This is a genomic window from Neoroseomonas lacus, from assembly GCF_014644535.1.
In the GTDB taxonomy this organism is placed as follows: Bacteria; Pseudomonadota; Alphaproteobacteria; order Acetobacterales; family Acetobacteraceae; genus Neoroseomonas; species Neoroseomonas lacus.
Genome location: NZ_BMKW01000004.1, coordinates 51,931 through 72,370 on the forward strand (window position 1 = coordinate 51,931; position 20,440 = coordinate 72,370).

General features: G+C 70.1%; 16 protein-coding genes. 10 read left to right on the top strand and 6 right to left on the bottom strand.

From position 1 onward, the window contains the following. Positions 1–6 precede the first annotated feature (6 nt). From IEY36_RS08930 to IEY36_RS08940, 3 genes are all read left to right on the top strand, one after another. Positions 7–1,092 carry a WD40/YVTN/BNR-like repeat-containing protein gene (locus IEY36_RS08930; protein ID WP_188966708.1) on the top strand — a complete coding sequence of 362 codons (1,086 nt, stop codon included), beginning with the start codon at positions 7–9 and terminating at the stop codon, positions 1,090–1,092. Next, the gene (locus IEY36_RS08935) at positions 1,085–1,357 is read left to right on the top strand and encodes a ubiquitin family protein (RefSeq protein WP_188966709.1); all 273 of its coding nucleotides are present in this window, start codon (positions 1,085–1,087) and stop codon (positions 1,355–1,357) included. The genes IEY36_RS08930 and IEY36_RS08935 overlap by 8 nt, the downstream gene beginning before the upstream one ends. Positions 1,358–1,424: 67 nt before the next feature. Continuing rightward, on the top strand, positions 1,425–1,991 hold the full coding sequence (locus tag IEY36_RS08940) for a peptidoglycan-binding domain-containing protein (protein WP_188966710.1): 567 nt from the start codon (positions 1,425–1,427) through the stop codon (positions 1,989–1,991). A gap of 221 nt (positions 1,992–2,212) precedes the next feature. Here the strand turns inward: IEY36_RS08940 and IEY36_RS08945 are convergent, their stop codons facing one another. The 3 genes from IEY36_RS08945 to IEY36_RS08955 all read right to left on the bottom strand — a co-directional run bounded on the left by IEY36_RS08945 (position 2,213) and on the right by IEY36_RS08955 (position 5,267). Next, positions 2,213–3,235: a 2-hydroxyacid dehydrogenase gene (locus tag IEY36_RS08945; protein WP_188966711.1), complete on the bottom strand. Its 1,023-nt coding sequence runs from the start codon at positions 3,233–3,235 to the stop codon at positions 2,213–2,215. A gap of 116 nt (positions 3,236–3,351) precedes the next feature. After that, positions 3,352–4,890: an aspartate:alanine exchanger family transporter gene (locus tag IEY36_RS08950; RefSeq protein WP_188966712.1), complete on the bottom strand. Its 1,539-nt coding sequence runs from the start codon at positions 4,888–4,890 to the stop codon at positions 3,352–3,354. A 104-nt stretch (positions 4,891–4,994) separates the two neighbouring features. Then, positions 4,995–5,267: an usg protein gene (locus IEY36_RS08955; protein WP_456307044.1), complete on the bottom strand. Its 273-nt coding sequence runs from the start codon at positions 5,265–5,267 to the stop codon at positions 4,995–4,997. Positions 5,268–5,575: 308 nt separating this feature from the next. On the opposite strand from IEY36_RS08955, the gene groES reads away from it, so the two are divergent. The 7 genes from groES (at position 5,576) to IEY36_RS08990 (ending at position 12,708) form a co-directional block, all read left to right on the top strand. Further along, positions 5,576–5,890, top strand: coding sequence for a co-chaperone GroES (gene groES / locus IEY36_RS08960; RefSeq protein WP_188966713.1), 315 nt, complete (start codon positions 5,576–5,578; stop codon positions 5,888–5,890). Between the two features lie 52 nt (positions 5,891–5,942). Next, on the top strand, positions 5,943–7,586 hold the full coding sequence (gene groL, locus IEY36_RS08965) for a chaperonin GroEL (protein WP_188966714.1): 1,644 nt from the start codon (positions 5,943–5,945) through the stop codon (positions 7,584–7,586). 271 nt (positions 7,587–7,857) lie between these two features. After that, complete coding sequence (locus IEY36_RS08970; protein WP_188966715.1) at positions 7,858–8,838, top strand: Bug family tripartite tricarboxylate transporter substrate binding protein; 981 nt, start codon at positions 7,858–7,860, stop codon at positions 8,836–8,838. Positions 8,839–9,071: 233 nt separating this feature from the next. Next, positions 9,072–9,275 (top strand): cold-shock protein, encoded by a 204-nt coding sequence (locus tag IEY36_RS08975; protein ID WP_188966716.1) that lies wholly within the window; start codon positions 9,072–9,074, stop codon positions 9,273–9,275. Between the two features lie 24 nt (positions 9,276–9,299). Then, positions 9,300–10,253: a threonine dehydratase gene (locus IEY36_RS08980; protein WP_188967019.1), complete on the top strand. Its 954-nt coding sequence runs from the start codon at positions 9,300–9,302 to the stop codon at positions 10,251–10,253. Further along, positions 10,250–11,431 (top strand): amidohydrolase family protein, encoded by a 1,182-nt coding sequence (locus IEY36_RS08985; RefSeq protein ID WP_188966717.1) that lies wholly within the window; start codon positions 10,250–10,252, stop codon positions 11,429–11,431. Before IEY36_RS08980 ends, IEY36_RS08985 begins: the two co-directional genes overlap by 4 nt. A 254-nt stretch (positions 11,432–11,685) precedes the next feature. Continuing rightward, positions 11,686–12,708: an LLM class flavin-dependent oxidoreductase gene (locus IEY36_RS08990; RefSeq protein WP_188966718.1), complete on the top strand. Its 1,023-nt coding sequence runs from the start codon at positions 11,686–11,688 to the stop codon at positions 12,706–12,708. Positions 12,709–12,986: 278 nt separating this feature from the next. Here IEY36_RS08990 and IEY36_RS08995 read toward each other — a convergent pair whose 3' ends face one another. The 3 genes from IEY36_RS08995 to IEY36_RS09005 form a co-directional block, all read right to left on the bottom strand. Next, on the bottom strand, positions 12,987–13,499 hold the full coding sequence (locus tag IEY36_RS08995) for a cupin domain-containing protein (RefSeq protein ID WP_188966719.1): 513 nt from the start codon (positions 13,497–13,499) through the stop codon (positions 12,987–12,989). 65 nt (positions 13,500–13,564) lie between these two features. Then, on the bottom strand, positions 13,565–16,351 hold the full coding sequence (locus IEY36_RS09000) for an ATP-dependent DNA helicase (RefSeq protein ID WP_188966720.1): 2,787 nt from the start codon (positions 16,349–16,351) through the stop codon (positions 13,565–13,567). Positions 16,352–16,780: 429 nt separating this feature from the next. Then, positions 16,781–19,780 carry an Rne/Rng family ribonuclease gene (locus IEY36_RS09005; protein WP_188966721.1) on the bottom strand — a complete coding sequence of 1,000 codons (3,000 nt, stop codon included), beginning with the start codon at positions 19,778–19,780 and terminating at the stop codon, positions 16,781–16,783. Positions 19,781–20,440: the final 660 nt, after the last annotated feature.

Genomic DNA, 20,440 nt, shown 5'->3' on the forward strand with positions numbered 1-20,440 from the left:
AGCACCATGGCGACACGGATGATGCTGCTGGTCGGGACCAAGAAGGGCGCCTTCATCCTCGAGGGCGATGCGGCGCGGCGCGACTGGTCGCTGCGCGGGCCTTTCTGCGAGACTTGGCCGATCAACCAAGTGATCGCCGACCCGAAGACCGGGACGATCTGGGCGGCCGGCGGCAATGAATGGTTCGGCCCGGCAGTATGGCGCTCGACCGATGGCGGGGCGAGCTGGACGCATTCGAGCGCCGGCCTCGCCTATGCGGCCGGAGAGACGCCGATCAAATCCGCCTGGTCGCTGGCGTTGGGACCGACCGGCACGCTGTGGGCGGGGGTCGAGCCGGCAGGGCTGTTCCGCAGCGACGACGGGGGTGACAACTGGACGCATGTGACCGCCCTGACCGAACACCCCAGCCGCGCCGACTGGCAGCCGGGCGGCGGCGGGATGATCCTGCATGGGATCCTGCCCCACCCGACCGACCCGGATCGGCTGTGGGTGGCGATCTCGGTGGCCGGCGTGTTTGCTACCGAGGATGGTGGCGCGAGCTGGGCACCGCGCAACCGCGGCACGCGCCAGGACTACGCGCCCGAGGGCGAGCGTTACCCTGAACACGGCCAGTGCGTGCATGCGCTGGCGATGGGGGCGGGCAATCCCGACCGGCTGTACCAGCAGAACCATTGCGGCATGTACCGCAGCGACGATGGCGGGCGGGGCTGGACCAGCATCGAGGCGGGGCTGCCGTCGAGCTTCGGTTTTCCGGCCGTGGCGCATCCGCGCGACCCCGACACGCTGTTCCTGTTGCCGCTGAATGGCGACCAGGCGGGGCGCTTCATGCCGGATGCCGCTGCCGCGGTGTGGCGCACGCGCGATGCGGGGGCGAGTTGGCAGGCGCTGCGCCAGGGGCTGCCGCAGGCCAGTGCCTATTTCGGCGTGCTGCGGCAGGCCATGGCGGCGGACACGCTGGAGCCGGCCGGCGTCTATTTCGGCACCAGCGGCGGTGCGCTGTTCGCCAGCGCGGATGAGGGCGAGGCCTGGTCCTGCATCGCCGAGCACCTGCCGACCATCCTCAGCGTCGAGGCGCTGGTGCGCGATGGCTGAGCCGGCCTGCGTCTTCCTGCCGGACGCGCTGGTGCGCCTGTTTCCCGGCGCGCCGCGACAGGTGGCGGTGAACGCCGGCTCCGTGGCGGAGGCGATCGCGGAACTCGAGCGCCGCTGGCCCGGCATGGCCGACCGGCTGTGCGATTCGTCGCCGGCGATCCGCCGGCACCTCAAGATATTCGTCGAGGGCGAGCGCGCCGGGCTGGATACCCCCATCAGGCCCGGCGGCGAGATGCTGGTGATGACCGCCGTCAGCGGCGGCTGAGCGTGGCGGCGGGCAACCTTACCCGGAGCGAAACGTTGACAGCGGTGACGATCGAGGAGGAATTCCGATGCCCCCAATGTCCCGCCTGCTGGGCCTGGCCCTGATAACCGCGGTGATTGCCGCCGCGCCCGCCTGGGCCCAGGCGCCGGCGCCGCTGTCCTTCGTCCAGCCGCTGTCGCCCTCGGCGGCCATGGTGGTGCAGGAAAGGCTGCGCGAGGCGGGCGTCTATATGGGCGCTGCCGATGGCGTCTGGGGGCCGGAGAGCCAGACCGCGCTCGATCGTTTCCAGCAGGCGCGGGGCATGGCGGTGACCGGGTCGATGAACCTGGCGACCGCGCAGGCGCTGGGCGTGGGACTGCCGCGGCTGCTGCCGCCGCCGGCGATGCCGGAACCGGCCGCCGCCGCGCCGGCGCCGACCGCGCTCAGTCCCGTCGCGGTGCGCAACGTGCAGAACCGGCTGCGTGCGCTCGGCTTCTACCGGGCGGCACCGGATGGGCTGTGGGGCGCCGGCACCCAGGCGGCGCTGGAACGCTTCCAGCGTGGCCGCGGGCTTGAGGCGAACGGGCAGATCAACCCGACCACCGCCCAGGCGCTGGGGTTAAACCCGAGCAACCTCGAGGCACCCGCGCGATAAAGGGTGATGACCGCAGGTGCGAACGCACCGAAGGTCTGAATCACGCTCCGGCGCCGCCAACGGCCGAAGCGATTCGGCACGACACGCTGCAACGAGCCAGGCGCGCATGGCGCGACCGTGCCGAAGGCGCCAACCGTTGCGGCCGGCCACGTCACTACGCGCGGCAAGGCAACCCGCCCGCGCGGCGCCCGGCATCAGCGGGGCCAGATGAGCAGGGGTCGTCAGGCCGCGCGCGGGGCATCCTCTGGCGCCGCCACCTGTGCCACGCCGAGCGGTTCGCCTGCCGCGATGCGCGCGGCGTTGCCGAGGGTGACCGCGGCGATGGCACCAAGCGCCTCGACCGTGAAGAAGGCCTGATGGCCGGTGACCAGCACATTGGGGAAGGTCAGCAGCCGCGCGATGACGTCATCGGCCAGGATCTCATTCGACAGATCCTCGAAGAACAGATCGGCCTCCTGTTCGTAGACATCCATCGCAAGGCCGCCGAGCTGGCCCGATTTCAGGGCATCGATCGCCGCTTCCGCGTCCAGCAGCCCGCCGCGGCTGGTATTGACGAGGATCAGCCCGCGCCGGGCGATGGCGAGGGTCTCGGCGCGGACGACATGGTGCGTCTCGGGCGTCAGCGGGCAGTGCAGCGTCAGGATATCGGCCTCGGCGGCGATGGCGCGTGGTTCGGCATAGACGACGCCGATCGCCTGCAGGGCGGGATCCGGATGCACATCATGGGCAAGCACGCGGCAGCCGAAGCCGGCGCTCAGGATGCGCGCGACGATGGCGCCGATCTTGCCGGTGCCGATCACGCCCACAGTCTTGCCGTGCAGGTCGAAGCCGAGCAGCCCTTCCAACGCGAAATTGCCGTCCCGCGTGCGCTGATACGCACGGTGGATGCCGCGTATCAGGGCAAGCATCAGCCCGATCGTGAATTCGGCAACCGCATGAGGTGAATAGGCCGGCACGCGCGCGACCGTGAAACCGAGCCGGCGTGCCGCCGCCAGGTCCACATTGTTGAAGCCGGCGCAGCGAAGCAGCACGACCTTGGTGCCCCCCGCGGCGAGCCGTTCCAGCACCGCTGCCGACAGGTTGTCATTCACGAAGGCGCAAACCGCATCGGCCCCCGCCGCGAGCGGCGCAGTTTCCACGGCAAGGCGCGGTTCGAGGTAGGTAATCTCGTGCCCCGCCGCCGTCGGGTCCGCTTCGAAGCTGCGGCGGTCATAGGCCTTGGTGCTGAACATGGTGATGCGCATCGGGATCTCCGCACCTATTGCAGATCGCGTTCGGGTGGGTTCAACCGAACGCGCGAAGAGGCTCGTCGAAGAATGCCAGGGGCAGGCGGTGTGAACGCAGGTGAACACAGCATGCTCTACTGGCCGAGCATGAGTTGCACAGCGACGATCTTGGCGATGGTCATGGTGGGGAACACGATGGCGTAACCGATATCGGCGCGGTCCGAACCGAGCAGCCGGTTCGCGCCCGCCAGGATCGCCGGGTTGCCGGTGGCCCCGGCGCAGACGCCGAACAGGTCGTCGATGCTGATGCGCAGCAGCAGATGGCCGATGAGCAGCACGGTCAGCACGATCGTCGCGAGCACCAGCGCCGCGCCTGCCAGCACCGCCGGTCCCTGCGCGGCGACCGTATCCACGAAGGGCCGGCCGGAGGCGATCGCCACCTGGCCGAGGAAGATCGACAGGCCGAAATTGCGCAGCACCATGTTGGCCGCGACCGGCATCCGCCAACCGATGCCAAAGCTGCTGCCGCGCCAGCCGAGGATGAGGGCGACCACCAACGGCCCGCCGGCGACGCCAAGGCTGAAGCCGCCCCCGCCCGGCAGCGGGATGCTGATCATGCCGACCAGCAATCCCAGCGCCATGCCGATGCCGATCGAGACGAAGGAGAGTTCCGCATTTCCCTTCACGCTGTCGCCGAAATGGGCGGCAACCTCGGGCCGGCGTCCGCTCTCGGCCAGCAGCACCAGGACATCGCCGTATTCCAGCTCGAGCTCCGGGCCAGCCGGCATCACCGAATCGCCGCGGCGCACCTGCGCAACGCGGATCGGGAATGGCGGCATCGGCATGGTCGCCAGGGTGCGGCCGCGAAAGGCGGGCTTCGAGACTATGACGCGGACCATGTCGTAGGCGGCGCGATCCTTGCCGAGCCGGCCTTCCTCCTCCTCGCCGAGCAGGGCGACGGCCTGGTCGATGGCGGCGGGCGGGCCAAGGATCAACAGGCCGTCACCGCCGGCGAGGCGCGCGCCGGGCTCGGCGGGTGCGTTCTGATGCTCGCGCCGCATGGCGACGACCGTGACGCCCGCCGGCAGGCCGGCCGTGATCTCGGCGACGGTGCACGGGGCGCGGCCGGGCCGCAGCGTCACCTCCGCATGGCGCAGGGCCGGGGCGGCGACCGGGATCGTCGGGCGGAACAGGCGCAGCATGAAGCTCATCAGCAGGATCGGGCCGATGACGCCGATCGGATAGGCCACGGCATAGCCGATGGTCGGTTCCGGCCCGCCGCCGGCGGCCGTGATCGCCGCCTGCAGGGCCGAGGTGCTGGTGCCCGCGCCGGCGAACATGCCTGCCTGGGTCGCGGCCGGCAGGCCGAGCAGGCCGCCGACCGCCTGCGCGGCGAACAGCGCCGCGACGACGGCGACGAGGGCGAGGAGAATCCAGCGCAGCCCCGGCCCCTTGAGCCCGGCGACGCATTGCGGCCCGTACTGGATGCCGGTGCCATACAGGAACATCAGCAGGCCGAGCGTGCCGACGAGGCCGGGTGGGGCGGAGCGCGGGGCTATCGCGCCGATGGCGAGGCCCGAGAACAGCACCGCGCCGGCACCGAAGGTGACGCCGAGCACAGGGACCTGGCCGAGCGCATATCCGAGGCCGATCGCCATGAAGAGGGCCAGCATGGGCGAGCCCTCCAGAATGCCAGCAAGCAGATCCACCTTGGCGTCTCCCGCGGTCGTGTTCTACGGCGCGACCGGCGGGCGGAATGCTCGCGCGTTCGGAGCCCCTAATGCAACGTGAAGACGCCATTCGCGTAACGGAGTTCCGCCGGGCGGGTCAGCGCGGCGGAGGCGACGCGCACCGAATGCAGCGGGCCTTCGATCTCGCGCTTCCAGAAATCGAGGAAGCGGGTCAGCTCCGGGAATTCGGGCGCCAGATCCACCTTCTGCCAGACGAAGGTCTGCAGGACATGCGGGTGGTCGGGCATGTGGTAGAGCACCTCGGCCGTCGTGACGCGCCAGTCGGGGATACGGAGGATCGGTTCCAGTCCCTGCAGCACCGTGGTCTTTCCTTTCCCTTGAGGGTGGTGAGCCGTGCGGTTCCCATATCGCTAGCACCCTGTGCCGGTGCCTTGCTGTAATCAGGATGACATGTGCGGCGCAGCGGATGGCAAGAAAAATCTTGTATAATCAAATCATTAGCACTCATGCACGACGAGTGCTGCCGAACGCTTGACGTGCCATGACCCGAAGGCTACATCGCTGGCACTCCTCTGGGGGGAGTGCTAACGGCCGGTGCGCTTCGGTGGCTGGCCAGGCTTCCCAGGGCGAGCCGTCATCAACCCGAGGCTCTCAGGAGAGGACACTCATGACCTTCCGTCCCCTGCACGACCGCGTTCTCGTTCGCCGCGTCACCGCGGAAGAAAAGACTGCCGGCGGCATCATCATCCCCGACACCGCCAAGGAAAAGCCGCAGGAAGGCGAAGTCGTCTCTGTCGGCGCGGGCATCATCAACGAGAAGGGCGAGATCCGCCCGCTCGACGTGAAGGCCGGCGACCGCATCCTGTTCGGCAAGTGGTCCGGCACCGAGGTGAAGCTCGATGGCGAGGAGCTCCTGATCATGAAGGAGTCCGACATCATGGGCATCCTCGAGGGCGTGTCCGCCGCGAAGAAGGCCGCCTGAGGCGCCGCTTCGCGACCATCCGACGCAACACAGAATTCAGAGGTAGAGACACATGGCTGCTAAGGACGTGAAGTTCGGCGCTTCGGCGCGCGAACGTATGATCCGGGGCGTCGACATCCTGGCCGACGCCGTGAAGGTGACGCTGGGCCCGAAGGGCCGCAACGTCGTGCTCGACAAGTCCTTCGGTGCCCCGCGCATCACGAAGGACGGCGTAACCGTCGCCAAGGAAATCGAGCTGGCCGACAAGTTCGAGAACATGGGCGCCCAGATGGTGCGCGAAGTGGCCTCGAAGACCAACGACCTGGCCGGTGACGGCACCACCACCGCGACCGTGCTGGCCCAGGCCATCATCCGCGAAGGTGCCAAGGCCGTGGCCGCCGGCATGAACCCGATGGACCTGAAGCGCGGCATCGACAAGGCCGTCGCCGCCGTCGTGAAGGACCTCGAGTCCAAGACGAAGAAGATCACGACCTCGGCCGAAGTGGCGCAGGTCGGCTCGATCTCCGCCAATGGCGAGACCGAGATCGGCGAGATGATCGCCAAGGCGATGGAGAAGGTTGGCAACGAGGGTGTCATCACCGTCGAGGAAGCCAAGTCGATCCAGACCGAACTCGACGTCGTCGAGGGCATGCAGTTCGATCGCGGCTACGTCTCCCCGTATTTCATCACGAATGCGGAGAAGATGATCGCCGAGATGGAAAACCCCTACATCCTGATCTTCGAGAAGAAGCTCTCGCAGCTGCAGCCGATGCTGCCGCTTCTCGAATCCGTGGTGCAGTCGGGCCGTCCGCTGGTGATCGTCGCCGAGGACGTCGAGGGCGAGGCCCTGGCGACCCTGGTCGTGAACAAGCTGCGTGGTGGCCTGAAGATCGCCGCCGTGAAGGCGCCGGGCTTCGGTGATCGCCGCAAGGCGATGCTGGAAGACATCGCGATCCTGACGGGCGGCGAGGTCATCTCCGAAGACCTCGGCATCAAGCTCGAGACGGTCACGCTGGCGATGCTCGGTCGCGCGAAGTTCGTGAAGATCGAGAAGGAAAACACCACGATCGTCGACGGTGCCGGCGAGAAGGCCGCGATCACCGGCCGCTGCGAGCAGATCAAGGCGCAGATCGAGGAGACCACCTCGGACTACGACCGCGAGAAGCTGCAGGAGCGCCTGGCGAAGCTGGCCGGTGGCGTTGCCGTCATTCGCGTCGGCGGCTCGACCGAGGTCGAGGTGAAGGAGCGCAAGGATCGCGTCGATGACGCGCTGCATGCGACCCGCGCCGCGGTCGAGGAAGGCATCGTCCCGGGCGGCGGCGTGGCGCTGCTGCGCGCCTCGGTGAAGCTTGCCGGCCTGAAGGCCGACAATGCGGACCAGCAGGTCGGCATCGAGATCGTGCGTCGCGCGATCCAGGCGCCGATCCGCCAGATCGCCGAGAACGCCGGCAAGGACGGCGCCGTGGTCGCTGGTGAGGTGCTGCGCACCGACACCTACGAATACGGCTACGACGCGCAGTCGGACGAGTACAAGAACCTGGTGGAAGCCGGCATCATCGACCCGACCAAGGTCGTGCGCACGGCGCTGCAGGATGCGGCCTCGGTCTCCTCGCTGCTGATCACCACCGAAGCGATGGTCGCCGAGCGTCCCGCGAAGGCGTCGGCTCCGGCCGGCGGCGGCGGCGACATGGGCGGCATGGGCGGCATGGACTTCTGATCGGGTCGGGGCGGTCTTGCGGGACCGCCCCTTCCTTTTCCCTGCCTCAATCGCCGGCGCACGCATTCGCGTGCTTGGCTTTCGCGCCCTGCACTGCCGCATTGGCGACGACATGCCGTATGGGCGCGGTCGCGCTTTGTGCTCGCGGATCGAGGCTTGGCCTCGATCCGTTTTTTTGTGTGCGCCGCCGACGGGCCGTATGCCCACGATCCCCTATGGCGCGCGGATGCGAAGGTGCTAAGGACCGGCCAACGCTACCAGGGACCGTCCGATGAAACGCCGCAGCCTGCTTCTCACCCCGACGTTATTCGTCCCGGGTCTCGCCCTCGCGCAGGACAGCGCCTGGCGGCCCAGTCGCCCGGTGACGATGATCGTCCCCTACGCCGCCGGCGGAGGCACCGACATCGTCGGGCGCGAATTCGCGCAGATCCTGTCGCAGAAGCTCGGCCAGCCGGTGGTGGTGGATAATCGTGGCGGCGCCGGCGGCTCGATCGGCACGCTCCAGGCGGTGCGGTCGCGGCCGGATGGTTACACCTTCCTCTATGCCGTTTCCTCGAACATCGTCATCAACCCGCATGTCTATCGCACGCCCGAGCGCGACGACCCCGCGCGCGTGCTGCTGCCCGCCGGGATCGTCGCCAACTACCAGTACATCCTGGTGGGCAATCCGCGCTTCCCGGCGACCAACCTGCAGGAACTGATCGCGCTGGCGAAGGCGCAGCCCGGCGAGATCACCTTCAGCCATTCGGGCAATGGCGGGAACAACCACCTGGCCGGCAAGCTGCTCGCGCGCATGGCGGGCATCGACATCGGCGACGTCGCCTATCGCGGCACCTCGCCGGCGCTGATGGATGCGGTGAACGGCACGGTGCAGTTCAACATCTCCTCCCCGCCGCCGGCGATCCCGCTGGTGCGCGAGGGCCAGCTGCGCGCCATCGCGGTGACCGGCGCGCGCCGTTCGCCGACCTTCCCCGATGTGCCGACCGTCGCCGAGCAGGGCCTGCCCGGCTACAACGTCACCGGCTGGCATGGCGTGTTCTACCCGGCGGGCACCTCGGCCGAGCCGCTCACCGCGCTGCGCACCGCGGTGGCCGAGATCGCCGCGCTGCCGGCCTTCCATGACAAGCTCGGCCGTGATGGGCTGGAGCCGCTCGCCGCCCCGGTCAGCATCGAGGCCTTCGCGGCGCAGGTGCGTGACGAACACGCCTTCTGGGGCCGCACCATCCCGGAACTCGGCATTCGCGTGGAATGATGGCGGCGGCGGAATGCGCTCCTGGCGCGTTCCGCGGCCGTCATGCGAAGGACGCGCTGCTCAGCTTTTGTTGACGGCGCCTTTCCGATCTGCGCGTCATTTGCGTCCATTCGTGTCTCGTCTCGCCTTGCCGTGCCTCCGGACACCCGGTCGCCCCCAAGCCGATCCGGGGGACGGCTGGAAAACAACCCCGGCACGAGGCCGCGGGACGGCGAGGTAAGGAGACAGGTCGCATGGCGACGGGCACCGTGAAGTGGTTCAACGCGACGAAGGGCTTCGGCTTCATCGTTCCGCAAGATGGTGGCAAGGACGTCTTCGTCCATATCACCGCCGTTCAGAAGGCCGGGCTGACCGGCCTCGATGAAAACCAGAAGGTCAGCTACGACGTCGAGAACGAGCGCGGCAAGGCCGCCGCCGTCAACCTGAAGCCACTGTAAGGCGCGCGGCGCGCCACGGCTGTGATGTTCACGCTCGCGGAACTTGAAGCGGCGGCGCGCCTCGTCCATCAGGCTTTTCCACCCACCCCGCAGATCGCCTGGCCGCTGCTCGCGGCGCGCTGCGGGGTGGATGTGCATGTCAAGCACGAGAACCACACCCCCACCGGTGCCTTCAAGCTGCGCGGTGGGCTCGTCTACATGGAGCGGCTGCAGCGCGAACGCCCCGACGTGGTGGGCGTGGTCAGCGCGACGCGCGGCAATCACGGCCAGGCGCTCGCCTATGCCGGGCAGCGCCATGGCGTGGAGGTCACCATCCTCGTCCCGCGTGGCAACAGTGCCGAGAAGAACGCCGCGATGCGCGCCTTCGGCGCCCGTCTGATCGAACATGGCGAGGATTTCGACGCGGCGCGGGAAGAAGCCATGCGCCTCGCTGTCGCCGAGGGGCTGGAATTCGCGCCTTCCTTCGCGCCCGACCTGGTGAAGGGCGTGGCAACCTATGCGTTGGAATTCTTCCGCGACGCGCCGCCGCTCGATGCTCTCTACGTGCCGATCGGGATGGGTTCGGGCATCTGCGGGTGTATCATGGCGCGCGACCTGCTTGGGCTGACCACGCAGATCATCGGCGTGCAGTCGACTGGCGCGCCATCGTATGCCTTGTCCTTCGCCGCCGGCCATGTGGTGACGACGCCGCGCGCCGAGACGCTGGCCGATGGCATGGCCACACGCGTGCCCGATGCCGGCGCACTCGCCATCATCCGCGCCGGCGCGGCGCGCATCGTCACCGTGACGGATGACGAGGTCGCCGCCGCCATCCGCGCCTATTGGCAGGACACGCACAACCTCGCCGAAGGGGCCGGTGCCGCGCCGCTCGCCGCGCTGCTGCAGGAACGCGAGGCGATGCGCGGCAAGCGCGTTGGTCTGGTGCTGTGCGGCGGCAATATCGACCTCGACCTGTTCCGCGACTGGGTGGCCGCATGACCGATCTTCTGCTGCGCAATGTCCGCCCGATGGGTGGGCCGGCGACCGATATCCTCGTGCTGGATGGACGCATCGCCGCGCCAGGGCCGGCACCCGCCGGCATCCCGGTCGAGGACGGGCAGGGCATGCTGCTGCTGCCCGGCTTCGTCGAGGGGCACACGCATCTCGACAAGACCACTTTCCATGAAGCGGACTGGCTGGTGAACACCGTCGGCCCGCGCATCATCGACAAGATCGACCATGAACGCGAATGGCGCGCGCGCACCGGCCATGATGCCGGGGCGGCGTCGCTCGCGATGGCGCGCGCCTTCCTCGCCGCCGGCACCACGCGCATCCGCAGCCATGTCGATGTGGATACTGAGGCCGGCACGCGCCATGTCGAGCGTGTGCTGGAAACCCGCGCGGCGATGCAGGGCGTGCAGGAAATCCAGATCGTCGCCTTCCCGCAATCGGGCGTTCTCGGCCGGCAAGGGACCGAGGCGGCGCTCGATGCTGCGCTGGCGATGGGCGCGGACATAGTCGGCGGGCTCGACCCCTGCGCGATCGAACGCGACCCGGTGCGCCATCTCGACATCGTCTTTGGCCTCGCCGAGAAGCACGCCAAGCCCGTCGATATCCACCTGCACGAGCAGGGCTCGATGGGCGCCTTCTCGCTGGAACTGATCCTCGAACGCACCCGCGCCCTCGGCATGCAGGGCAAGGTGGTGGTCAGCCACGCCTTCTGCCTCGGCGACATCCCCGAGCGCGAGCGCGACGCGCTGCTCGTCCAGATGGCCGCGCTGGGCGTGGCGATCGCGACGACGGCGCCGCCCTCGCGCCCGGTGCCGCTGGTGGCGCCCTGCCTCGCGGCGGGGTTGACGATCTTCGGCGGCAATGACGGCATCCGCGACACCTGGACGCCCTATGGTTCGCCCGACATGCTCGAGCGCGCCATGCTGGTGGGGCTGCGCAACAATTTCCGCCGCGACGACGAGATCGCGCTCGCCTTCGACTGCGTCAGCGCCGCCGGTGCGGCGGGGTGCGGCTTCACGGCCTATGGGCTCGATGCCGGGGCGCGAGCAGACCTCGTGTTGGTTGAGGCGCGCAGCCTGGCGGAAGCCGTGGTGGCGCGCCCGACGCGCAAGCTGGTGGTCACAGGCGGGCGCGTGGTGGCGCGGGACGGCGAATTGCTGGTTTAGGACAGCGCCCGCGAGTGGAACCACGCTCGCGTTGTTCGAGCGGGCGTCTTTCCCGGTTCTGGTGAGGCCAGTTCAGCGCCGGCTTGGCCGAGGGACCGCAACCGCCCCCGAGGCATGACCATCATCCGTACCGATGATGGGATTGTCGGCGTGACAGGGACTACATGCGATGGCATCCAGGCCCGTCGATTCCGGCGCGGCCGCCACCACCCTGCGGGCGGGCCATGCCCCGCCCCTCCGGACCAGAACCCGCCATGAAGAAGATCGGTTTCCTCTCCTTCGGCCATTGGTCGCCGTCGCCGCATTCCGGCACGCGTTCCGCCGCCGATGCCCTGCTGCAATCCATCGACCTCGCCGTCGCCGCCGAGCAACTCGGGGCGGATGGCGCCTATGTCCGCGTGCATCATTTCGCGCGGCAATTGGCCTCGCCTTTTCCGCTGCTCGCCGCGATGGGGGCGAAGACGACGTCGATCGAGCTCGGCACCGCCGTCATCGACATGCGCTACGAGAACCCGCTCTACATGGCCGAGGATGCCGGCGCGGCCGACCTCATCGCCGGCGGCCGGCTCCAGCTCGGGTTGAGCCGCGGTTCGCCCGAGCAGGTGATCGATGGCTGGCGCCACTTCGGCTACGCGCCGGCGGAGGGCGAGACCGACGCCGATATGGGCCGCCGCCATGCCGAGGTGTTCCTGCAGGTGCTGAAGGGCGAGGGCTTCGCCAAGCCCAACCCGCGCCCGATGTTCCCCAACCCGCCGGGGCTGCTGCGCCTCGAACCCCATGCGGAGGGGCTGCGCGAGCGCATCTGGTGGGGGTCCGGGTCCAACGCTACGGCGGTCTGGGCGGCGCGGCAGGGGATGAATCTGCAAAGCTCGACGCTGAAGGACGATGAGACCGGCGAGCCTTTCCACGTGCAGCAGGCCCGGCAGATCCGCGCCTATCGCGAGGCCTGGGCGGAGGCCGGCCACACCCGCACGCCGCGCGTCTCGGTCAGCCGCAGCATCTTCCCGCTGCTCGACGATCGCGACCGGGAGTATTTCGGGCGCGGCGGCAAGGAGGAAGACCAGGTCGGCTTCATCGACGAGAAGACGCGCGCCATCTTCGGCCGCGGCTACGCCGCCGAGCCCGAGGCCCTGGTCGCGCAGCTCCGCGCCGATGAAGGGATCGCCGAGGCCGATACGCTGCTGCTGACGATCCCGAACCAGCTTGGGGTCGAGTACTGCGCCCATGTCATCGAGGGCATCCTGACGCAGGTCGCGCCGGCATTGGGCTGGCGCTGACCGGGACCGGAAAGGGGCGTCGCCCCTCTCCGGACCTCACCCCACCAAAGGCCTAAGGGCCTCTGGACACCTTGATTTGGTGTTGGGCAGGGCTGGATGTCGGGGGGCCGCAGGGTGCGCGGCGCCCGGAGCCCGGAATTCTCCATGGGTGTGTGCCTGAAGCGCGCTGCCCATCCGGGCGAACCCGCATGCCCGGCACCAAAACCCGGCGGTCCAGGGTGCCCGGCACCCTGGCGGGGTGAGGCTTGGAGAGGGGCGGCGCCCCTCTCCAATCAACCCTACGCCGCCGCGTCCACCGGCTCGTAGGGAAGCCGCTTCACCCGGTCCATGTTCAGCCCCTCGATGCGCAGCAGGCGTGTCGGCCCGTCGCGGCGCGGGGAATGCAGGATGCCGGGCTCGTACAGATACGCATCGCCGGGCTTCATCGCGTAGTCCTTGATGCGACGCGCCTTGCCCGGGGTCGCCTCGGTCGGGCGAGCCAGGCATTCCCAGTCCGTCATGACCGTCTCGCCCTTCGCCTGGCCATAGATCGCCCAGGACGGGCCATGGTCATGCGGGCCCGAGGTCTTGGCATCCTTGTAGGCATGCGCGAGCACGGTGAAGCCGAGTTCCGGGTCCTCGTAGAGCACCTGCCGCTCGGGCGTCTTGTCGTTGATGTAGGTGCCGACGAAGTCGGCGTCCTTCAGGGCCTCGCGCACCAGGTCGCAGACCATGATGCGGCCTTCCAGGCCGGGGTGGCTCTTGAGCGCTTCGCGCGCGCCTGCGACGAAAGTGTCGAGCGTCATGGGCATGGGATTTCTCCTCCCGCTGGGAACTGGAGCAGAAGATGCTCCCGCCGGGCGCGCGACGGAAGGGGTCACGGCTCGGTCAGGAATTCCCGAGTATCCGCCACCGCCTGGGCGAGCCCCAAGCGGCGGATCAGCACCCCCGGCGGCAACCCGTGCAGCAGCCGCGACGGGCAGGACCGATCCAACAGCACGAAAACGCCCTTGTCGTCGGCACGGCGGATCAGCCGGCCGAAGGCCTGGCGCAGCCGGTGGCGGGCGACGCGATCGTCGTAATCCTTGGGCCGCCCGCCCGATAGATGCAGCCGGCGTTCTCGGTGCAGGATGGTCGGCCGCGGCCAGGGCACCCGGTCGAACACCAGCAGCCGCAGCGCGCGGCCGGGCACGTCCACCCCGTCGCGCATCGCATCGGTGCCGAGCAGGCAGGCGTGTTCCTCGGCACGGAACACATCGACCAGCGTGGCATTGTCCATCGCATCGACATGCTGGGCGTAGAGCGGGATGCCGGCTTCCTCGAGCGGCCGGGCGATGCGCGCCTGCACGTCGCGCAGCCGGCGGATGGCGGTGAACAGGCCCAGCCCGCCACCACCGGCCGCCAGGAACAGCGCCTGGAACGCGGCGGCGACCTGGCCGGTATTCTCCTTGGCGACATCGGTAACGACGAGGCAGCGGGTGCGCGCGGCATAGTCGAAGGGCGAGGCCATCGCCGCGCGGATCGCCGGGTTGGGCAGGTGCGAGGCCCCCGTGCGCGCCTCGGCATCGCGCCAGGTGGCCTCGGGGTCGTCGTCTTCCGCCTCGGCCTCGTCGCGCAGGGTGGCGGAGGTGATCAGCAGCCCATGCGCCGGCGCGGCGACGGCCCGCGCGAAGGGCTCGGTGGGGTCGAGGTGATGGCGATGCATCCCGGCATCGGTATCGGCGCCGCCGCGGCGTTCCAGCGTCAGCCAATCGACGAAGGCGGGCCGCTGGCCGGGCTCGGGTGGGTCGGCCTGGACGGTGGCGAGCATCTGCGTCCAGGCGCGCAGCGGCCGCAGCGCGCGGTTCTCCAGCGCCCGGCAGGCGGATTCGATGCGGATGCGGTCGCCGACCTCGAGGTCCTCCGCCTCATCCTCCAGCCGGGCGGCGAGGCGGTCGCGCAGTGCGACCAGCGGTTCCTCGATGCGCCGCATCGCGCGGGCGAGGGATTCCGCCGCGCCGGGCAGTGCCTCGGTCACCGGGAACAGGTCGCATTCGGAATCATACAGCCCGGCGTCGCGCGCATCCTGTGTACGGGCCAGTACCTGTTCGCGGGCGGCGCGCAGGAAGACCTCGCCGGCATTGGGCGTCTCGTCCGGCCGGGTGCCGCCTTCCGCCGGCAGGCGCGTGGGCCAGCCCGGCACCGGCAGCGCGCGTGCCGCGAGGAGAGCGGCATCGAGTTGGGCATGCAGTTCCGGCCGATCACCGATCAACTCTTCCAGCCGCCGGCGCAGGCCGCGGGCGCGGGAGCGGCCCCCCTCCGCACCCAACAGCCAGCGGCGCAGCTCGGCCATCTCGGCACCGGACAATTCGGCGGAGAAGGCGCTGTCGGCGGCGTCGAACAGGTGGTGGCCCTCGTCGAACACGAGGCGAAGCGGCGGCCCGTCCTCGCCGCCGCCCAACGCCGCCTGGATCATCACCAGCGCATGGTTGGCGATGACGATCTGCGCCGATTTGGCCCGGCGGATGGAGTGTTCGACGAAGCAGGTCTTGTAGTGCGAGCAGGCGGAATGGATGCATTCGCCGCGCCGGTCGGCCAGCGGCAGCACCGCGCCAGAGCCGAACAATTCGGTGATCCAGCCGGGGAAGTCGCCGCCCAGCAGGTCCCCATCGCGCGTCGCCAGCGCCCAGCGCGCCACCAGGCCGAGCGGCACCGCGTAATAGGGCGGCGGCCCGCCCGAGGTCTGGTCATCGAGGTTCAGCAGGCAGAGGTAGTTCTCGCGCCCCTTGCGCAGCACCACGCGGCGGCGGCGCTCCTCCGGGTCGGGGTAGAGCCGCGCGGTTTCCTGGTCAATCTGCCGTTGCAGGTTGCGGGTGAAGGTGGAAATCCACACCGGCGCGCCGTTCTTCTCGGCCCAGAGGCTGGCGGGCGCGATGTAGCCGAGCGTCTTGCCGGTGCCGGTGCCGGCCTCGGCGAGCACCACGGCCGGCGCGCCGGGATGTTCGCGCGGGACGAAGGCGCCGGCGGCGGCCGAGGCGTAGTCGGCCTGTTGCGGCCGTTGTTCGGCGCCGGCGCCGAGGATCTCGGCCAGCCGCCGCCGCGCCTCGGCCGGTTCGACACCGAAGGAGGCGGCGGGCGGGGCAGGGGCGGTGTCCTCCCATTCCGGCAGGCGGCGCCAGACCTTGTAGGCATGCGGCGTGGGCTTGGCGGCCGGGTCGCCGAGGGCGGCGAGCACCGAGGGCGCCCAGGGCCAGCCGGCCTCGCCCATGCGGGCGGCGAGGCCGGCCGCGTCGCGGTTGCGGGCGGTGTCGCGCGTGTCGGCGAGGTGGCGCAGCAGGTGCGTCGCGATCTCGGGCAGCAGCGCGGCGGCGGCTTCCTCATCGGCTGGTTGCGGTAGGTCGAGCGCGAGCGCCAGGCCGCGCGGCGTCGGTGCGCAGGGTTCCGCCGGGCGGCAGAAGGCGAAGAGTTCCAGCAGGTCATGCGCCGCCTCGAACGCCGGAATGCCAAGCCGGCGCGCGGTCGCCGGGGCGTGGACCAGCAGTGGCGCGGCATCGCGCAGCCGGGCGGCGGCGGTGGCGGCGGAGAGCGTCTCGACCTCGCCATCGGTGCTGACCAGCACGGCCCGGCCGAAGCCCGCGACGAGGGACGGCACGTCCGGGAGCAGGAGTCGCGGGGCAGAGACCATGGGTCAGGGTAGCAGTGCGGGGCGCCGGTGCTTAGCCCATGTGGCGCTGGGGGCACGGATCGCAGGCTGCGCGACACTGTCGGGGATGTGCGTCATGTCGCGGCACGTCGTTTGCGAACGAAGCTGATCGGCGCTGGATGAGGCGAGAGGGACATTGCCCCTCCCGGACACGCCTCACCACGGGGAGGCCTTGCCGTCGCATGGCAACGGCAATGGCGGCCTCCCGGGCCGAAGGCAATACCTGGCGCCAGGCACCCAGGGCAGGATCAGCGCCGAGGCCCGCCTCTGTGCACGGTACGCGCGTCATCGGCTCACGCGGCGCGTACTGCCCGGCACCAACAGACGGCATTCCAAATGACACTGTCATTTGGTGGGGTGGTTTGGAGGGGCAAAGCCCCTCCAATGCTCACCGGACCACTTGGCCGTTCGTCAACGACGCCACCAACCCTGCCGCTTCGGTCGCTCGGCCTCGGCACCGGTGCCCAGCACCACCGGCTGGACCGGAGCGCCGACGACGGGCTCGGTCGAAACGGGTTCCGGCGCGGCGGCGACGGGCTCGGGTTCGGGTGCCGGCGCCGGGGGGGCGACAGCTTCCGGCACCGGTTCCGCGGCCACGGGGATGGGGGCTGCCTCGGCGCGTGGCGCTTCGACGGCCGGGGCCTCGACAACCGGTTCGGCCACTGCCGGGACGTGAGCCACAGCCGGCGTCTCGACGATCGGCGCCGCGGCCTCGACAGCCGGCGCGGCGGCCGCTGCCGGCGTTTCGGCCGGCGCTTCGACGGCAGGCGCCTCGCTCACCGGCGCCGGGGCCGCGTTGCGGGCCGCGCGCGAGGTCACGGCCGCGCGTTCCGCCGCCGCCTCGGCGGCCTCCATGACGTCGAAGATGTCGTCGATCTGCCCGGCGAAGGGGTCCGCCGGGGTCGGGCCGCTGTAGCGCGGTGCGCGCGGGGCGCGCGGCGTCGGCGCGGGGGGCGGTGCCGGGGCGGCCTCTTCGCCCTCCTCGGTCATCGCGCCGGCCTCGGCGGTGGTGCCATCCTCGCGCCGGCGACGGCCACCACGGCGACCACGGCGGCGACGGCCCTTCTCGGCCTCGGCCTCCGCGGCGGCGGCGGCATCGGCGTCGAGAACCGGAAGTTCGGCGGTCTCGCTGACCTCGACCACCTCGCCAGCCTCGACCGGCATGGCGGGCGCGGCCTCGGCGTCGATCTCGCCCTCGGCCTCGCCGGCGGCCTGCGCCTCGGCGGGCTGGGCGTCATCGCCGCCCTCGCGGCCATCCTCGCGCCGACCTCCGCGCCGGCGACGACGGCGCCGACGGCGACGCTCACCTTCCTCGGCGGTCTCATCCGCGCGGCGGGGGGCGCCGTCGCCCTCCTCGGCGGTGTCGCCTTCCTCGGTGTCGTCCGCTTCCTCCTCGGCCTCGACCGGCTCGGGTGCGTAGTCCATGCGCAGGGCGGATGGCCCGGCGGCGATGGCGACGGGTTCGGCGGCGCGCAGGCGTTCGATCCTGACCGCCGGGCCCATCAGCGTGTCATCGGGCTCGAACAGCACGCTCATGCCGAAGCGCGCCTCGATCTCGGCGAGCTTGTCGCGCTTGCGGTTGAGCAGCCACAGCGCAACGGCCGAGCACACATGCACGCAGATCTCGGCGGCGCGGCGCTTGGCCCCTTCCTCCTCGATCGCGCGCAGCACCTGCAGGGCGCTGCTCTCGACCGAGCGGACGGTGCCACGGCCCTGGCAATGCGGGCAGGTGACGAAGGTCTGTTCGGCGATCGAGGGGCGCAGCCGCTGGCGCGACATCTCGAGCAGGCCGAAATGGCTGATGCGACCCACCTGGATGCGGGCGCGGTCCTGCTTCAGCGCATCCTTCATCCGGCGCTCGACCATGGCGTCGTGCTTGGTCGATTCCATGTCGATGAAGTCGATGACGATGAGGCCGGCGAGGTCGCGCAAGCGAAGCTGCCGGGCGATCTCGTCCGAGGCTTCGAGGTTGGTGCGCAGCGCGGTGTCCTCGATGTGCCGGTCGCGCGTGGCGCGGCCCGAATTCACGTCGATGGCGACCAGCGCCTCGGTCTGGTTGATGACGATGTAGCCGCCGGACTTCAGCTGCACGATCGGCGAGTGCATCGCGTCGAGCTGCGCATCGACATTGTGGCGGGCAAACAGCGGCACGGCCTCGCGATGCATGCGAATGCGGCCGGAGCTTGCCGGCATCAGCATGCGCATGAACTCGCGCACCTGGCTGTAGGCGTCCTCGCCCTCGACCAGCACTTCCTCGATGTCGCGGCCGAAGACGTCGCGGATCGAGCGCTTGATGAGGTCGGCTTCCTCATAGATCAGCGCCGGCGCGGTCGAGGACATGGTGCGTTCGCGGATGCTGTCCCACAGCCGCAGCAGGTATTCGCAGTCGCGCTTGATCTCGGGCTTGGGGCGCTGGGCGCCGGCGGTGCGGACGATGAGCGACATGCCGTCGGGCATGTTCATCTCCTCGACCGCCTCGCGCAGGCGCTTGCGGTCGGCCGCCGAGGTGATCTTGCGGGAGACACCACCGCCGCGCGGGCTGTTGGGCATCAGCACGGAGAAGCGGCCGGCCAGCGAGATGTAGGTGGTCAGCGCGGCACCCTTGCCGCCGCGTTCCTCCTTCACGACCTGCACCAGCATGATCTGCCGGCGCTTGATCACTTCCTGGATCTTATAATGGCGCAGGAAGCGCGGCGGGATGCGGCGCTCGCGGCGGTCTTCCTCACCTTCGCCCTCGGCGGGGATGTCCTCGCCGCCGATTGTCTCGGGCGGCGGGGCGGCTTCCTCGGCGGCGTGGCCGTTGTGCTCGGCATCGCCTGTGGCGGGCTCGACGCTCGCCGGCGCGGCGGCGTCGGGCGCGTCGCCAGGGACGGTGTCGGCCTCGGGCGCGGCGGCCTCGAGGGGCGCCTCCTGCACGGCCTCGCCTTCGGGCTCGACCGGCAGGCCCGCATCCGGCGTGCCGGTGATGCGGTCATCGGCCATGTCGAGCGGCTGGGCAGTGGTCGCGGCCTCCTCGGCGGGGGGCTCCTCGCCATTGGACCAGTTCTCGCCGCCTTCGCCGTTCCAGGCGGCGCGGTCCATCGCCGATTCCGGCGGCAGGTCGTCCTCATCCTCGGCGCGGGCGTCCTCGGCCTGCATCTCGATCAGGCGCTGCCGGTCGGCGACGGGGATCTGGTAGTAATCCGGGTGGATTTCGCCGAAGGCCAGGAAGCCGTGGCGATTGCCGCCATATTCGACGAAGGCGGCCTGCAGGCTGGGTTCCACCCGCACCACCTTGGCCAGGTAGATATTGCCCTTCAACGGGCGGCGGGTGGCGGTCTCGAGGTCGAATTCCTCGACCCGGTTGCCGTCCAGCACCACCACCCGTGTCTCTTCGGGGTGTGATGCATCGATCAGCATGCGCTTGGTCATGGGAAGCAATGCTCCGCGCCGCGGCGAGGCCGGCGGCACAAGGGGATGGCGAGGCCCGGGCGAAGACGGATTCGCGGCGATGCGTCCTTAGGCATGCGGCGGCGATAGTCCTCGCTCGGTGGGCCGCGCATCGCGCACACGGCGATGCAGGCCCGGGGTGGGCGCGCCTGGTCTCTGCCCCGGTAACCCTTGAACGGCCGCGGCTTCGCGGTGGTCCCAGGCACGGGCGGGCCGGCGACGCTGTGCGGCGGTCCGCTTGCCGGCTGGGGGCAGTTCGGACCATACGCGCACCCGTCTCCGCGCTGGCGGATCCGGCAGGAAGGCACCCGGCTGAACCACGGAGGTCTCGGGGGGCAAGCGTGCCACCCCGGCTCCAGGCCGGGTCCCTGCATCCTCGCACCGGTCACGCGCCCTGCCTTGAGCCCTGGGGTCGCGCACCGGGCGATCCTGCCCGGGAATCCGCCCGCAGCGGTTGCCGCCGGGGCAGGCCACCATAGTCGGCACGGGGGGGCACCACAAGGCCGTGTAACCGGCCGGACGCAGTTCGTGCCCCGAGGGCCCTCCAGATCAGACATCACTTCAATTCAACGATGACAAGCATCTGATAAAAATGGCATATTCCCGATTGCCCCCGGGGGTCGGGCCAGGGGACGGGGTACA

What these genes read in the sequence shown, in the direction of transcription:
- IEY36_RS08930 (WP_188966708.1), top strand. Translation starts at nt 7, where the DNA reads ATGGCGACACGGATGATGCTGCTGGTCGGGACCAAGAAGGGCGCCTTC.
- IEY36_RS08935 (WP_188966709.1), top strand. Translation starts at nt 1,085, where the DNA reads ATGGCTGAGCCGGCCTGCGTCTTCCTGCCGGACGCGCTGGTGCGCCTG.
- IEY36_RS08940 (WP_188966710.1), top strand. Translation starts at nt 1,425, where the DNA reads ATGCCCCCAATGTCCCGCCTGCTGGGCCTGGCCCTGATAACCGCGGTG.
- IEY36_RS08945 (WP_188966711.1), bottom strand. Translation starts at nt 3,235, where the DNA reads ATGCGCATCACCATGTTCAGCACCAAGGCCTATGACCGCCGCAGCTTC.
- IEY36_RS08950 (WP_188966712.1), bottom strand. Translation starts at nt 4,890, where the DNA reads ATGCTGGCCCTCTTCATGGCGATCGGCCTCGGATATGCGCTCGGCCAG.
- groES (WP_188966713.1), top strand. Translation starts at nt 5,576, where the DNA reads ATGACCTTCCGTCCCCTGCACGACCGCGTTCTCGTTCGCCGCGTCACC.
- groL (WP_188966714.1), top strand. Translation starts at nt 5,943, where the DNA reads ATGGCTGCTAAGGACGTGAAGTTCGGCGCTTCGGCGCGCGAACGTATG.
- IEY36_RS08970 (WP_188966715.1), top strand. Translation starts at nt 7,858, where the DNA reads ATGAAACGCCGCAGCCTGCTTCTCACCCCGACGTTATTCGTCCCGGGT.
- IEY36_RS08975 (WP_188966716.1), top strand. Translation starts at nt 9,072, where the DNA reads ATGGCGACGGGCACCGTGAAGTGGTTCAACGCGACGAAGGGCTTCGGC.
- IEY36_RS08980 (WP_188967019.1), top strand. Translation starts at nt 9,300, where the DNA reads ATGTTCACGCTCGCGGAACTTGAAGCGGCGGCGCGCCTCGTCCATCAG.
- IEY36_RS08985 (WP_188966717.1), top strand. Translation starts at nt 10,250, where the DNA reads ATGACCGATCTTCTGCTGCGCAATGTCCGCCCGATGGGTGGGCCGGCG.
- IEY36_RS08990 (WP_188966718.1), top strand. Translation starts at nt 11,686, where the DNA reads ATGAAGAAGATCGGTTTCCTCTCCTTCGGCCATTGGTCGCCGTCGCCG.
- IEY36_RS08995 (WP_188966719.1), bottom strand. Translation starts at nt 13,499, where the DNA reads ATGCCCATGACGCTCGACACTTTCGTCGCAGGCGCGCGCGAAGCGCTC.
- IEY36_RS09000 (WP_188966720.1), bottom strand. Translation starts at nt 16,351, where the DNA reads ATGGTCTCTGCCCCGCGACTCCTGCTCCCGGACGTGCCGTCCCTCGTC.
- IEY36_RS09005 (WP_188966721.1), bottom strand. Translation starts at nt 19,780, where the DNA reads ATGACCAAGCGCATGCTGATCGATGCATCACACCCCGAAGAGACACGG.